14 protein-coding genes are annotated in these 14006 nt (G+C 28.5%); 8 read left to right on the top strand and 6 right to left on the bottom strand.

Annotated elements, in window-relative coordinates:
- Positions 1–14: 14 nt before the first annotated feature.
- The 3 genes from radC to FDT66_RS10280 all read left to right on the top strand — a co-directional run bounded on the left by radC (position 15) and on the right by FDT66_RS10280 (position 2993).
- Complete coding sequence (gene radC, locus FDT66_RS10290) at positions 15–701, top strand: RadC family protein (RefSeq protein ID WP_138536198.1); 687 nt, start codon at positions 15–17, stop codon at positions 699–701.
- A 75-nt stretch (positions 702–776) separates the two neighbouring features.
- Positions 777–2081, top strand: a complete 1305-nt coding sequence (locus tag FDT66_RS10285) for a polysaccharide deacetylase family protein (protein WP_138536196.1) — start codon at positions 777–779, stop codon at positions 2079–2081.
- A gap of 3 nt (positions 2082–2084) precedes the next feature.
- A complete protein-coding gene (locus FDT66_RS10280) occupies positions 2085–2993 on the top strand; it encodes a hypothetical protein (protein WP_138536195.1) in 909 nt (302 codons plus the stop codon).
- Here FDT66_RS10280 and FDT66_RS10275 read toward each other — a convergent pair.
- Together FDT66_RS10275 and FDT66_RS10270 are read right to left on the bottom strand one after the other, a co-directional pair.
- Positions 2979–4238 carry an MATE family efflux transporter gene (locus FDT66_RS10275; RefSeq protein WP_138536193.1) on the bottom strand — a complete coding sequence of 420 codons (1260 nt, stop codon included), beginning with the start codon at positions 4236–4238 and terminating at the stop codon, positions 2979–2981. The two genes, FDT66_RS10280 and FDT66_RS10275, sit on opposite strands and share 15 nt — an antisense overlap.
- A 1-nt stretch (position 4239) precedes the next feature.
- A complete protein-coding gene (locus FDT66_RS10270; protein ID WP_138536191.1) occupies positions 4240–5373 on the bottom strand; it encodes a glycosyltransferase family 4 protein in 1134 nt (377 codons plus the stop codon).
- Positions 5374–5445: 72 nt separating this feature from the next.
- Here FDT66_RS10270 and FDT66_RS10265 point away from each other — a divergent pair, with 72 nt between their 5' ends.
- From FDT66_RS10265 to FDT66_RS10250, 4 genes are read left to right on the top strand one after another with little or no spacing between them, the layout of a single operon-like run.
- Entirely contained in the window at positions 5446–6129 is a 684-nt protein-coding gene (locus tag FDT66_RS10265) for a YjjG family noncanonical pyrimidine nucleotidase (protein WP_138536189.1), read from the top strand.
- A 34-nt stretch (positions 6130–6163) separates the two neighbouring features.
- A complete protein-coding gene (locus FDT66_RS10260; protein ID WP_138536187.1) occupies positions 6164–6700 on the top strand; it encodes a hypothetical protein in 537 nt (178 codons plus the stop codon).
- A 1-nt stretch (position 6701) separates the two neighbouring features.
- The gene (locus tag FDT66_RS10255) at positions 6702–8072 is read left to right on the top strand and encodes a DUF5723 family protein (protein WP_138536185.1); all 1371 of its coding nucleotides are present in this window, start codon (positions 6702–6704) and stop codon (positions 8070–8072) included.
- Between the two features lies 1 nt (position 8073).
- Positions 8074–8850, top strand: a complete 777-nt coding sequence (locus FDT66_RS10250) for a hypothetical protein (RefSeq protein WP_138536183.1) — start codon at positions 8074–8076, stop codon at positions 8848–8850.
- Here the strand turns inward: FDT66_RS10250 and FDT66_RS10245 are convergent.
- Positions 8847–10118, bottom strand: coding sequence for a replication-associated recombination protein A (locus FDT66_RS10245; RefSeq protein WP_138536181.1), 1272 nt, complete (start codon positions 10116–10118; stop codon positions 8847–8849). The two genes, FDT66_RS10250 and FDT66_RS10245, sit on opposite strands and share 4 nt — an antisense overlap.
- Positions 10119–10195: 77 nt before the next feature.
- Between FDT66_RS10245 and FDT66_RS10240 the strand changes: the two genes are divergently transcribed.
- Positions 10196–10873, top strand: a complete 678-nt coding sequence (locus FDT66_RS10240; RefSeq protein ID WP_138536179.1) for a rhomboid family intramembrane serine protease — start codon at positions 10196–10198, stop codon at positions 10871–10873.
- 13 nt (positions 10874–10886) lie between these two features.
- Here FDT66_RS10240 and rlmB read toward each other — a convergent pair whose 3' ends face one another.
- From rlmB to FDT66_RS10225, 3 genes are all read right to left on the bottom strand, one after another.
- Positions 10887–11636, bottom strand: coding sequence for a 23S rRNA (guanosine(2251)-2'-O)-methyltransferase RlmB (gene rlmB, locus FDT66_RS10235; protein ID WP_171032366.1), 750 nt, complete (start codon positions 11634–11636; stop codon positions 10887–10889).
- Between the two features lie 74 nt (positions 11637–11710).
- The gene (locus FDT66_RS10230; protein ID WP_138536177.1) at positions 11711–12430 is read right to left on the bottom strand and encodes a hypothetical protein; all 720 of its coding nucleotides are present in this window, start codon (positions 12428–12430) and stop codon (positions 11711–11713) included.
- Between the two features lie 65 nt (positions 12431–12495).
- Positions 12496–13983, bottom strand: a complete 1488-nt coding sequence (locus tag FDT66_RS10225; protein ID WP_138536175.1) for a RagB/SusD family nutrient uptake outer membrane protein — start codon at positions 13981–13983, stop codon at positions 12496–12498.
- Positions 13984–14006: the final 23 nt, after the last annotated feature.

Here is a 14006-nt window from a genome sequence, read left to right as displayed (position 1 = left end):
ACAAAACAAATTGTATGGAAAAATTAACTATTAAATCTTGGGCTTTAGATGATAGACCAAGAGAAAAATTAATAGCGAAAGGAAAAACATCACTATCTGATGCTGAGTTGATTGCTATTTTAATTGGTTCAGGAAACAGAGAAGAAAGTGCTGTGGCATTATCCAAAAGAATATTAAAATCTGTAAACGGAAATATTAATGAACTCGCAAAACTATCTGTAGAAAAATTAATGGAATTTAAGGGTATTGGAGAAGCCAAAGCAATTGCCATCATAACAGCCTTAGAATTAGGTAAAAGAAGGCAATTAGAAGTTGCATTGGAAAAACCAAAAATTACCAGTAGTAAAGATGTTGCAAACCTAATGCAATCGATAATCGGAGATTTAGAACACGAAGAGTTTTGGGTACTTTTTATGAATAATTCTAATAAAGTAATTACCAAAACTCAAGTAAGTAAAGGTGGTTTAACTGCAACCATTGTAGATGTACGTTTGCTGTTTAAGCGTGCTTTAGAATTAGCTTCTGTGGCAATTATTGTTTGTCACAATCATCCTTCAGGAAAAATAAACCCAAGTAGTGCAGATAAACAATTAACAGAAAAAATAAAACAAGCTGGTGTTACTTTAGATATAAAACTGTTAGACCATTTAATTATTACCCAAAAAGATTATTTTAGCTTTGCAGATGAAGGGATACTTTAGCACTCAGTTTACAACTGTAACATTTTAGCAAATTGATAGCTTTTAGTTACAACTGTTACAACTAAATTAACATAAATGATATTAGTTTATACACATAAAATTACACCTAGAGTTCGTTATATTTTTAAACATATATTTACACGAATTCTTTTAATTCCTGTTGGTTTTACCTCTAAAGTTGAAGAGTTTGTTGCTCATAACGGACCTAAAATATCGTACACAAAAACACCTTTAGGAAACGAATTTTTTATAAAAAGTAATGATTTACTATTTGAGCAAGGTGTGAACGATTTAGAAATTAATATCCAAAATTGGGAAGAAGTTCCTTGTTTTTTTGCTGCTGGAGGTAAATCAGTTATTCCTTTCGATATTTTTGCGGCAAGCTTTTATTTAATCACTAGATATGAAGAGTATTTACCTCATGTAAAAGATATTCATGGAAGATATACTGCCGACCAAAGTTTGGCTTTTAAAAATAACTTTTTAGAAAAACCAGTTGTAGATATTTGGACCTATAAACTGCTTGCTATTTTTAAAGAAAAATTTCCAGATTACGAATGTAAGAGCAGAAAGTACCAATACATTTCTACAATAGATATTGATAATGCATATGCATATAAACACAAAAGTTTGGTGAGAACTTTAGGTGGATTTTTTAACGACTTTTTTAAGTTTAGACTGCTAAATGTTTGGAATAGATTTGCTGTAGTTACCCGAATTAAAAAAGATCCTTATGATACTTTTAAAGAAATACTAAGAATAAAAAAACAATACGACGTAAGAACAGTTTTTTTCTGTACCGTAGGAAATTACAACACTTTTGATACAAATGTTTCTGCTTCAAAAACAAAATACAGACTACAAATTAAAGAATTGGTAGATTATGCTAGAGTAGGTTTGCATCCTTCTTATTTCACCATGCAAAATCCACTTATTCTCAAAAAAGAAAAACAACGATTAGAAGGTATAACAAACATGCCTGTTTTAAGATCAAGGCAACATTATTTACGTTTTAATCTGCCAGAAAGCTATCAGCAATTAATAGATCTAGAAATAGAAGAAGATTACTCTATGGGTTATGCAAGTAACGTTGGTTTTAGAGCAAGTACCTGTATACCATTTTATTTTTACGATTTAGATTTTGAAATACAAACACCTTTAAAAGTTTTTCCTTTCGCATTGATGGACACAACTTTAAATGATTATTTAAAAGTGACTCCAAAACAATCTTTAGGAAAAATTAGAGATTTAAGAAATGAAGTAAAAGCTGTAAACGGTGTTTTTATCACACTTTTTCATAATGAAACGTTAAGCGACTATTTACGTTGGAAAGGTTGGAAACGATTATACGAATCCATGATAAAAATTGCGACAAACTAAAGAATGATACAGTATATAAAGCGAAAAAACTTAGACGTTTTAAAATATGATACTTGTATTGAAAACTCCATTCAATCTAGAATTTACGGCTTTTCTTGGTATTTAGATATTGTAGCAGATAATTGGGACGTTCTTGTTTTGGATGATTACAAAGCTGTAATGCCCATTCCTTGGCGAAAGAAATTTGGAATAAAGTATATGTATCCACCATTTTGGGTTTTAGAGCTGGGTATTTTTTCATTAGACCATAATCTAGATACAAATACTTTTTTAAAGCATCTTTTTAAAGAATTTAAGTTTGTTGATAGTAGGTTGAATAGTGATAATAATATCACTTTAAATCAACAGTATCTGCAACAAAAGACAATGCAGATATTAAATCTTGATAAAGATTATAACACACTTTTTAATAATTATAGAAAAGATAGAAAGAAAGATTTAAAAAAAGCCTTAAAATTAGATTTGACAGAAAAATGGAATGATAATCCTGAAAACTTAATTTCGCTTTTTAAGGAAAATGTAGGTACAAGAACACCTAATATTGTGGAAAGTGATTACCTTATTTTAAATAAATTGATAAGAGCATGTTTGCAAAACAATGTTGGAGAAATTTTATCCATCTACGACCATAAAAATTTGTTAGTAGCATCTGGTTTCTTTCTAAAACACAATAATGTTGTTACTATTTTAATATCATCAACAGATTTTAAAAATAGAAATAATGGTGCGAATACATTTTTGATAGATCGCGCAATATTTAAATTCGAAAAAAATTATAAAGTTTTTAATTTTGGAGGTTCTTCAATACAAACCATCGCAAAATATTTTTTAAGTTTTAATGCAGAAACTAAAAAGTATCAACATATAAAATATAATAAACTTCCAATTCTATTAAAACTATTTAAGAGGTAATTTTTTATATAAATATAAAAACCAAACATAAGAAGCAATTCCAGTAAACCACATTAACAAAGCAGAAGTAATTGCTGCACCTCTTATACCATATTTAGGAATCAGATAATAGTTACTTACGATATTTAGAAGCAGAGCAATAGTTGCAATGTAATAGTTAATGTGTGCTTTTCCTATAGAAGATAATAAGTTTCCATAAAGTCCTCTAAACATAAATATTCCAGAAATTCCTACCATTAATATGAAAAAAGTAGTTGAATATTCAACAAATTTTTCGTCCAACAGTTTTAAGATAAATTCACCAAAAAAGTAGGAGAGAAACATTAAAAAAATACTGACTATTAAAAACAGTAACATATAGCTTTTCATGTATTTTTTTATATACATGTTATCGTAAATTTTTTCAGTAAATGCTACAAAATCGGTTGCAATAAAAACACGTGGTAAAAATAATAAGCTAAAAGGTATTAACGAAATATATCTATAATTAGTAACCATTTCTGTATCTGCAAGCAAATAACCAATTAGTAAAATATCAATTACAAAAAGCAATTGAGTAACAACGTTAGATAAACTTGCAAAAAAACCGTATTTCCAAAAAGTAGCATCTGTAATAGGTAGCTTTGTTTTTAATTTAAAATTGATGTTTATTTTATTTATAAATAGTAAGGCTGTAAGTAATGGAGATAAAAGCAATGCAATAGCGTACCCAAATTCTGCAAAATAATAACTTAAAATAATTACCGTAATTAACAAAATAATACTTTGTGCAATTTCTGTATAAGCAAAACTTTTATTGTTGTGACTCAAACGTAGTTGAGCTTTAATAATTTCTAAAAGAAAAGACGGAATTATAATAAATGATAGTAATATTAAGTATGTTTTTGTATTCGAAAATTGAAAATCAATAAAAAAAGCACTCACAGAAATAATTGCAATTAATACTAAAGAAACCCAAAATCCTTTTTTAAAAACATATAAGAAAAGGCTGTTTTTTTCTTCAGTTGTTTTCAGCAAAGCACCATACCTTATAAAGCTTTGGTGTAAGCCTAAACCACTAATTGGAAGTATAAAAATTATGATGTTATATGCAAAAAGTACTTCTCCTAATTCTTTATTGGGTATTAATTTTAATGCAAACCAAGCAGCTAAAAATGAAAATATTCTAGCGAAAATTGTAGCTAAAAAAACATAGCTTCCTTTTCTACTTATAAAATTTGAAATGTAAGAAGTTATTAAGTTCAATTTACTTTTTTAAAGATTGATAGTAAAGTAAAGAAAATTTATGAGAAATAACTTCTTTGCTATATTGTTGTTGTATGAAATGATGCATTTTAGAAACATCTAAATTAGCAAAAGTAGTTTTGTGATTTAGAATTTCTTGTAATAAAATTTCTTCATTTTTTACAGGAATTATTTTACAAAAACCGGTTTCTTTCAAATCTAAAGCTACGCCTGTTTCTGTTGCAATTACTGGTGTTCCACAAGCAATAGCTTCTGTAATTACAATGCCAAAAGTTTCGTAATTACTAAAAGAAATACAAAGAGTTGCATATTGTAAATGTGTGGCTAATTTTTTTTGTGATTGATGTTCTAAAAAAGAAATTTCCCCTTTTTTAATATTTAAATCATTTAAAAACTGCAAATATTCGTCACCATTATTTCCAATAAAGGTCCACTCAAAATAATCGAAATAAGTTTCTAAAAGTTTTGCGACACGCAACATTCCTGTAATATTTTTATGCTCATTTTTAAGACTAGAAACATGTACAAGTTTTAATGAATTTTCTGCCTTTTTATTTGGGTAAAAAACTTCTGTATCCACCACATTTGGTACAGTAACATAATTGCCCTTAAAACCTAAGTTTTGCATATTTGTAGATAGGTAGTTGCTTACTGTACAAATTGCTGAAGCATTTTTTGTGATAATCTTTGAAATAATTTTTTCGAAAAAAGAAATTTTAATTTTTGATGATTTTAAATAACCAGTATAGTGTTCAGAAATTAAATAAGGTACTTTGTGTTTTTTTGCAGTATATTTTGCTAAAATACCAAAAGGATATATCTCGTTTAAATGAATAACATCAAACTTTTTTACCTTCTTTAAAATAAGTTGGTATGCTTTCCAAAATAATTTAATTTTATTAATTGCTTTTTTTTGAGGTTTTACATATGCAATATGAACAGTAAAATTTTTATTGTTTTTGGTTTCTATTTCTATATCATTTTTACAATTGGTATCTGTAATTATATGAATAACAGTAACTTTATGTTTTAGTGAAACTGCAAGTGCATGTCTTTCAATAAAATCGCCATTTGTTGGTAAAACCCTAGATGGGTACCAACCGCAAATAAATAAAATATGAAGTTTATTATTCAAAAAAATGATTTGTTTTCACAAATATAACAACTTAATATCCTTTTTTTTATTTATAATTTTTACATTTAGCAAATGAAGATTGAACACGTTTTTTTTGACTTAGATCACACACTTTGGGATTTTGAAAAAAATTCTGAATTAACTTTCCATAAAATTTTTGCAGACAATGGTATAGCTATTACCCTGCAAGATTTTTTAGAAGTTTATAAACCTTTAAATTTAGAATATTGGAAGTTATACAGAGAAGAAAAAATATCTAAAAAAGCGTTGAGGTACGAACGTCTAAAAAAAACTTTTGATGCTGTAAACTATACAATTTCAGATGATTTAATTGATAAAATAGCCATAGAATATATTGATAATTTGGCTAATTTTAATCATTTATTTGATGGTACTTTCGAGCTTTTAGATTATTTAAAAGAAAAATATACGTTACATATAATTACCAATGGTTTCGAAGAAATTCAAAGTAAAAAAATGATGAACTCTAAAATTCACCATTATTTCGATAAAATAATTACTTCAGACTCTGTAGGTGTAAAAAAACCAAACCCCAAAATATTTAATTACGCACTAGAATCTGCCAAAGCAACAAAAGAAAGTTCAATTATGATTGGTGATAGTTTAGAAGCAGACGTACAAGGTGCCTTAAATATTGGTTTAAAAGCAATACATTGTAACTTTAATAATACAATTTCAACAAATAAAAATATACTTTCTGTTACCTCACTTTTAGAGTTAAAACAATATTTATAATACTTTTTGCGTTTTAAAATTAATAAATTTATATATGTTTAGATTTACAAGACTTTCTCTCTATTTAGCTGTTTTATTTTTATTTTCTTGTACTCAAAGTTTAGATTTTAATCAAATAGAAGATTACACTGCAAGACCCGCATACACAACTGCTTTAACTTATTTTTCTATTAATTCTGCAGCTTTTGCGTCACCTCCTTCAACAGAAATTACTGAGCAAACAAATTTTGAAATTTTTCAAAATTCATTTGTTAGAAATAATTCAGTTCGGTTAGATTTTGAATTTGAAATTATCAATGAAATCAACCGTGATTTTGTTTTAGAAATTAACTTGTTAGATGCTAATGATAATACTATTTACCAACTACAAGATTTAAATATTGATGCTAACGATAGAGATTTTCAACAAACTGAAGTAATAGACATTACTTTAAATCCAAATGTAAAAAACTTCATTAAAATAGAAGTAAGGTTAAGGTTAGAAAATCCGTTAATACCACTTACAACTTCAGATGCTGGTAATATATTTTTAAAATCTGCAGGAACTATTTATTTAGAAACTTCTTTATAATATGAAATATAAGTTTTTAATACCATTCTTATTTGTAGCATTATACTTACAAGGTCAAAACAAACAAGTTTTATACGATTTTGCAGAACTACCGCAAACATTACTATTAAACCCAGGTATAGAAACAAATTACAAATATCATATTGGAGTTCCATTATTGTCTGGATTTTCATCTGAAGTAGGCATCACAGGTTTTACTTTATCGGATATTTTTTTGAGAGATGGTTTGGCAATTAATGATAAAATATCAACAGTTTTATCAAGATTGAAGGTAAACGATTATGTAAAAGTAAACTCGCAAATAGAAGTTTTAAGTGGAGGTTTTCGTTATAATGATAATGTATACTTTAGTTTTGGGTTTTATGAAGAAATTGATGCAATTTCCTATTTTCCAAAAGACGCAATTACACTTTTAAATGAAGGGAATGCTGCTTACCTAAATACAAGTTTTAATGTTTCTCAAATAAACTATAAAATGGATGTTTTAGGAGTAATTCATGCAGGAGTTACCAAAAAAATAAATGAAAAATTAACTTTAGGAGGTAGGTTTAAAATTTATTCATCTGCCTTAAATATCGAGTCTACAAATAATTCAGGAACATTTACAACTGCAGAAGGAAATAACAATATTTATATTCATTATTTAAATAATATAGATGTAAATTTTAAAACAGCTGGTTTAATTCAAAATGATGAATATATAGACGATCCATCTACTTATTTAAAAAATACCTTTTTAGGTGGAAGCTTAGGCTTGGGAATAGATTTTGGTTTCAGCTATAATATCTCTAAACAATTACAAATTTCAGGAAGCTTGTTAGATGTTGGTTTTGTGAATCATACAAAAAATATAAAAAACACTGTTACTGAAGGAAGTTTTACTTTTGAAGGAATAAATTTTGAATTTGATTCTGCAAATCCAAGAAATTATTGGCAAGAATTAAATGATAATTTTAAAGAACAATTGCCAACAACAGAAAATAATGATTCGTATGTTTCTTGGAGACCCGCAAAATTGAATATGGCTTTAAAATATAGCTTTGGTCAAAAAAGAAGCAAATACTGTTATGACAATACCTATAAAGATTTTTATACCAATTCAGTAGGAGCTCAATTATACTCTGTTTTCAGGCCTTTAAGTCAGCAATTTGCACTCACAGGTTTTTATGAAAAATCATTTTCAAAAAATTTACATGCGAAAGTAACCTATACTGTTGATGATTATTCTGCGTACAATATTGGTTTCGGACTTTCTACTCAAATCTGGAAAATAAATTTTTATGGTATATTTGATAATATTATTCAATATGAAGATTTATCTTCGGCAAATAGTGCATCTTTTCAACTAGGAATTAATCTTATTTTTAATTAAAATGAAAAAAAATATTCTTTTTTTAATGGCAGTATTTTTTGTGTCATTTTACAGCAATTCTCAACAAAAAGAAATAAACAACTATAAATACATTATTGTTTCCGATAAATTTGATTTTGTAAAAGAAAAAGATCAATATCAAACAAGTTCACTTACCAAATTTTTATTGAAAAAAAATGGTTTTGAAGTTTTGCTAGAATCAGAAGAATATCCAGAAGACTTAAAATCAGACAGATGTGCTGCCCTTTTTGCAACTGTTATAGATGAGTCTACAATGTTTAAATCAAGACTAGCAATTCAGCTAAAAGACTGTTTTAACAAAGTTGTATACACTTCAGGTTTTGGTGAAAGTAGAGAAAAAGAATATAAAAAATCATATCAATTAGCAATAAGAAATGCTCACAAAAATATGAGCGAAATGGTTTATACACCTTTGCCTAAAAATGAAAAAGTTATTCAAAAAGATGTAAAAGTTCATACTCCTCAAGTTGTAACTAAAGTTATAGATACTGATGTTTCACAAGAGATACTTAAAAAGAATGATACAGGTGTTAAAAAAATACCTTCGAATATTTTATATGCTCAAGTAAATGAAAATGGATATCAATTAGTAAATACCAAACCAGAAGTACTTTTCTTATTGTTAGATACGAACGTGAAAGACGTATTTATTATCAAAGATAAAAACGGAATTTTATATAAAAAAAATACGGTTTGGATTGCTGAATATTATACTAATGAAAAACTTATAGTGGAAGAATATCAAGTAAAATTTTAATAATTATACTTGTTTTTCCATCTGTTTTTAAGCGTTTCTCTAAATTGATTTTCTCTCTGATTTTTACCAGGCTCATATAGTTTTGTGCCAGAAATTTCACTTGGTAAAAACTCCTGTTCTACAAAGTTGTTTTCGTAATTGTGAGAATACATATATTCTTTTCCATAATCTAAATCTTTCATTAATTTAGTTGGAGCATTTCTAAGATGTAATGGAACAGATAGGTTACCTGTTACACGGACTATATTTTGAGCTTCACCAATAGCTAAATATGAGGCATTACTTTTTGTAGAGTTGGCTAAATACACAGCACATTGGCTCAAAATAATTCTAGATTCAGGATTACCAATTACAGAAACTGCTTGAAAAGTATTGTTAGCTAAAATTAGTGCAGTTGGATTTGCATTTCCAATATCTTCAGAAGCTAAAATTAACATTCTTCTTGCGATAAACTTTACATCTTCACCACCTTCAATCATTCTAGCTAACCAATAAACTGCTGCGTTAGGATCACTTCCGCGAATTGATTTAATAAAAGCAGAAATAATATCGTAATGGTTTTCACCTGTTTTATCATAACGAATCGTATTTTTCTGAATTTTTTCTAAAACAAGTTTGTTTGTAATCTCAATATTATCTTCTGTAGAAACTAATAGCTCAAAAATATTTAATAATTTTCTGGCATCTCCGCTAGAAACTTGTAATAAGGCATCAGTTTCTTTTAATTTAATTTTTTTTGATGCTAGAAATTCATCCTTTTTAATAGCCCTTTCTAACAACGCAATTAAGTCGTTTTTATCAAAAGAATTTAAAATATAAACTTGACAACGAGAGAGTAGTGCTGGTATAACTTCAAAACTAGGATTTTCGGTTGTGGCACCAATCAACGTTACCCAACCTTTTTCTACAGCTCCTAATAAAGAATCTTGCTGAGATTTGCTAAACCTATGAATTTCATCAATAAATAAAATAGGATTTTTAGCAGTAAATAAACCACCACTTTTTTTCGCTTTTTCAATAACTTCTCTAACATCTTTAACACCAGAACTTATTGCGCTTAAAGTATAAAAAGGTCTTTTAGATTCTGTTGCAATAATATTTGCTAAAGTTGTTTTGCCAATTCCAGGAGGTCCCCATAAAATTAAGGAAGGAATAATACCTTGTTTTATCAAATTTGTTAAAACACCATTTTTACCTACCAAATGTTGTTGACTTATATAATCTTCTAAAGTTTTGGGTCTTATTCTTTCTGCCAAAGGTTCATTCATAAAGTAAAAATAATAAAGATTTATGACAGAATTTGTAGTTTTTTAGTTTTGGTTACATTTTTGATAATTTTACAACAATGAAAAATGAGCAAAAATTAAACTTTTCTAAATCTATCTTTTTAATACCAATAATTTTTATTGTAATTATATGGCTTGTTTATTGGATAGAAATTCATTTTGGTCTTAATTTTAACAAGTATGGAGTTTCTCCGAAGACTTTAAAAGGGTTTAGAGGTGTTTTTTTAATGCATTTTATTCATGGAGATGCATTGCACTTATTTAATAATTCCATTCCTCTTTTTGTACTATTATCATCTTTATTTTATTTTTATAGAGATATTTCATTTAAAGTATTACTATTAGGAGGCTTTTTTACAGGTTTTTTTACTTGGTTAATTGCTGATGGTTCTTACCACATTGGCGCAAGTGGTATTGTTTACTTATTGTTTAGTTTTGTTTTTTTTAGTGGAATTATTAAACACTACTATAGGTTGATTGCACTTAGCTTAGTAGTCATTTTTTTATATGGAAGTATGATATGGTATGTTTTGCCAATTAAAGAAGGAATGTCTTGGGAAGGACATTTATCTGGTTTTGTAACAGGTTTTATATTTGCTGTTATATATAGAAAAAAAGGAATTGTTAAGAAGAACTATCAATTCAAAGAAACTGAGTTTGATTTACTTTTTGATGAAAATGGAAATTTTAATCCACCAGAAGAAATAGAAGAGGAGTTGAATGAAAGAAATAATTAGTTAACAATAAATACTATTTTACAGATATTCTTTGTCTTACGGTTTCATATAAGAAAGCACCACATGCAACAGAAACGTTTAAAGAGGCTATTTCACCTAATAAAGGTAATTTAGCTTTATAGTCTACCATTTTCAAGATAGATGGATTTACACCTCTGTGTTCAGACCCCATAACAATTGCCAAAGGTTGATTAAAATTAATATCGAAAATAGAATCTTCTGTTTTTTCTGTAGCTGCAACAATTTTTATATCTGATGCTTGTAATAAAAATAAGGCATCTTTAATATGATCAACTTTACATATAGGAATTTTAAATGCTGCTCCTGCAGAAGTTTTAATCGTTTCTGCGTTAACTGGTGCACTTCCATTTTTTTGAATAATGATTCCGTGAACTCCAGTACATTCTGCTGTTCTTATAATCGCTCCAAAGTTACGCACATCAGAAATTTGATCTAACAATAAAAACAAAGGAATTTCTTTATTATCTATTGTTTTTTCAATTAACTTTTCTAAATCGTAAAAATCTATTGGAGATATTTGTGCAACAGCACCTTGATGGTTATTATTTTTTGAAAGACGATTTAATTTTTCAACAGGTACAATACTTGTGGTTACATTATTTTGTTTTATTAACTTATCTAATTCAAAAAACAGTTCTCCTCTTAACCCTTTTTGAAGATAAATTTTATTAATTGTAGAGCCACTTTCAATAGACTCTATAATTGCTCTAATCCCAAAGATGTTTGTCATGTCTTTTTCCATTTTGCAAATGTATGCTAAATAAAGAGCAAAAAAAAACCATCTCAAAAGAGATGGTTTTAATTTAAAATAAATTTTTATTTTGTATCGAATTCAGTCTCAGAACTAGAACCAAAGTCTCCGCTAACTGTAGCTTTAACATCTCCTCCAATAGTTAATGTTGCCATTCCTGGAGAAGCATAACCATCTCCAAAAGAATCTTTAAATGTAAATGTATAATCTCTACCAGAACACAATGTAATTGGTTCTGAAACAGATACATCACCATCTGCATAACCACCACCTGAAACGACTACTCCTCCTAAAGAGTCAGTAATTTCCCATGAAGTTTCACTTCCATAAGCATCAAATGTAATATCTAAAGTACCAGTTACTTCTGTACAGTTTTGTATGTAACTAATAGTAGTAGATCCACCATTAGATAATCCTTCTTCTGCTCCAAAATTTAAAATAAGTTTATTTACTCCAATACCTAAATTAGTATCTGTTAAACTTACCGTAATCATTCCTTTATTTGTGTTTGCTGGAATTTCCACTGATGTTGGTACTGTATAAGACCCAGTGGCTGCGTTACTAGATTCATCTACACTTACAACAAATGTTCTTGCTGAACCAGATACGTTAGACGTAAAGACTGGAATTTCAACCGTTGTAGAACCACCAACATCTACTCCTGCAGAAAATTCAGGTTCTGCAAACGTTACATAATTTGTTCCTAATGGTTCAATTGATTGTTCACAACTGTTTAGTGTTACTATAGTTATAAATGCCAATAATATATAAGTAAATTTTTTCATTTTTATCTATTGTTGAAATTAGAAACAAGAGCATACGAATATGCTCTTGTTTTTAAGAATTTGTATTAGTCGTTTTGAGTTGAAATAAAAGGGTTAAATTGAATTTCACCTTCTGGAATTTCAAAAGCCATTCTTTCATCGTTGTATGGAATTGGAACGCCTACAAAAGATAAGTGATTGTCTCCTCTTGTTACTGTTGCTTTGTTTCTTTTCATAGCTAAGTAACTTCTACCCTCACCCCAAAGTTCAATTCTTGTCTGTAAGTAGATTTCATCTTTTAAAGCTTGTCCTGATAAACCATCAATATAAGATGCATCTGGAACTCTTTTGGATACAACAGCTTTTAACATTGTTCTAGCATTTCCTTCGTTTATTCTAGAAGCATATTCAGCAGCTAATAAGTACATTTCTGCAACTCTCATATAAACGTAATCTGCTTTTACGATTCTAGAGGAACCATATCTAGTTCTATCAGAGTCGTAAAATTTAAATAATGGCATTAAGTGCTCAGTTCTACTTGGATCATTAAAAAATTGATTTTTTCTAACGTCATTTGCAGGTATAGCTGCATATAAACCAGAATCGATTGCTTTGTGATCTCCAAAAGCAGGGTAACTATAACTATAGTAATCCATTTGACCCCACCAAGATACTAATCCTAAACCAATCTCATCATTTAAGTCAACACCCCACATCCATCCTGGAGTAGCGACGTTGTTAAATCCACCAGTAACCTCTGAAGAACTCATAATTGGATATCCAGCTAAAGCTGCAGTTGCCATATTATAAGCTTTTTGGTAATCTGTTCCTCTTGCACCTAACACATAAGCATAAATTCCTTGAGCAACACTCTGATTTATTTCGGTCTTATTAGCTCTTGTAAATCCATTTAATAACGAGATTGCTTCTGTTAAATCAGACTCCATTAAATCATAAATAACCTCTGCAGTCACTTTAGGACCATTCTCGTCAACAGAATTAGTATAAATTGGTAAAATCTCTTCTGAACCAACATACTCTTTTTGATAAAATTGTGCTAAATAAAAATAAGAATGAGCTCTTAAAGCTTTCGCTTGTCCCATTGTATATTTATTTTCTTGATTGTCTGGTGTAACATCTGTTCCACCTAACCCATCAATTACTTGGTTACAAGCATTTATGATTCTATAATAATATCTCCAAACTTGTCTGTTATCTCCAAATGTAAAGTCTTGGGTAGCTCCAAATTCTGTTATAGATGCTCTATACCAACCATATACACTTTGGCTTAATGCCATGTCTCCAGATAACATATCTCCGAAAATATCGTAAGATTTCATACCGAAGTCATCATGACCACCAGTACCTCCTGATCCAGTATCAAAAGTCAATGCGTATACACCACTCATAAGAGCAGAAGATAAAGTTGGGTCTACAGCAATAGCATCACTTAACTGAACTGACGTTAAAGTAGTAGAACTATTTTGGGCTGGGTCTTCTAAAAAACTATCACCGCAACTGAATCCTAATCCAATAAATGCTGTTAATAATCCGTATTTAAATAATTTGTTCATTTTTTTAATTTTTTAATTTTTTA

This window comes from Polaribacter aestuariivivens (assembly GCF_005885675.1).
Classification (GTDB): domain Bacteria; phylum Bacteroidota; class Bacteroidia; order Flavobacteriales; family Flavobacteriaceae; genus Polaribacter; species Polaribacter aestuariivivens.
Note: the sequence above shows the minus strand (reverse complement) of the source record. Positions and strands in the feature narration are given on the sequence as shown.

Bases quoted from the DNA above. Each gene is read 5' to 3' on its own strand.
- radC (WP_138536198.1), top strand. From the start codon at position 15: ATGGAAAAATTAACTATTAAATCTTGGGCTTTAGATGATAGACCAAGA.
- FDT66_RS10285 (WP_138536196.1), top strand. From the start codon at position 777: ATGATATTAGTTTATACACATAAAATTACACCTAGAGTTCGTTATATT.
- FDT66_RS10280 (WP_138536195.1), top strand. From the start codon at position 2,085: ATGATACAGTATATAAAGCGAAAAAACTTAGACGTTTTAAAATATGAT.
- FDT66_RS10265 (WP_138536189.1), top strand. From the start codon at position 5,446: ATGAAGATTGAACACGTTTTTTTTGACTTAGATCACACACTTTGGGAT.
- FDT66_RS10260 (WP_138536187.1), top strand. From the start codon at position 6,164: ATGTTTAGATTTACAAGACTTTCTCTCTATTTAGCTGTTTTATTTTTA.
- FDT66_RS10255 (WP_138536185.1), top strand. From the start codon at position 6,702: ATGAAATATAAGTTTTTAATACCATTCTTATTTGTAGCATTATACTTA.
- FDT66_RS10250 (WP_138536183.1), top strand. From the start codon at position 8,074: ATGAAAAAAAATATTCTTTTTTTAATGGCAGTATTTTTTGTGTCATTT.
- FDT66_RS10245 (WP_138536181.1), bottom strand. From the start codon at position 10,118: ATGAATGAACCTTTGGCAGAAAGAATAAGACCCAAAACTTTAGAAGAT.
- FDT66_RS10240 (WP_138536179.1), top strand. From the start codon at position 10,196: ATGAAAAATGAGCAAAAATTAAACTTTTCTAAATCTATCTTTTTAATA.
- rlmB (WP_171032366.1), bottom strand. From the start codon at position 11,636: ATGGAAAAAGACATGACAAACATCTTTGGGATTAGAGCAATTATAGAG.
- FDT66_RS10230 (WP_138536177.1), bottom strand. From the start codon at position 12,430: ATGAAAAAATTTACTTATATATTATTGGCATTTATAACTATAGTAACA.
- FDT66_RS10225 (WP_138536175.1), bottom strand. From the start codon at position 13,983: ATGAACAAATTATTTAAATACGGATTATTAACAGCATTTATTGGATTA.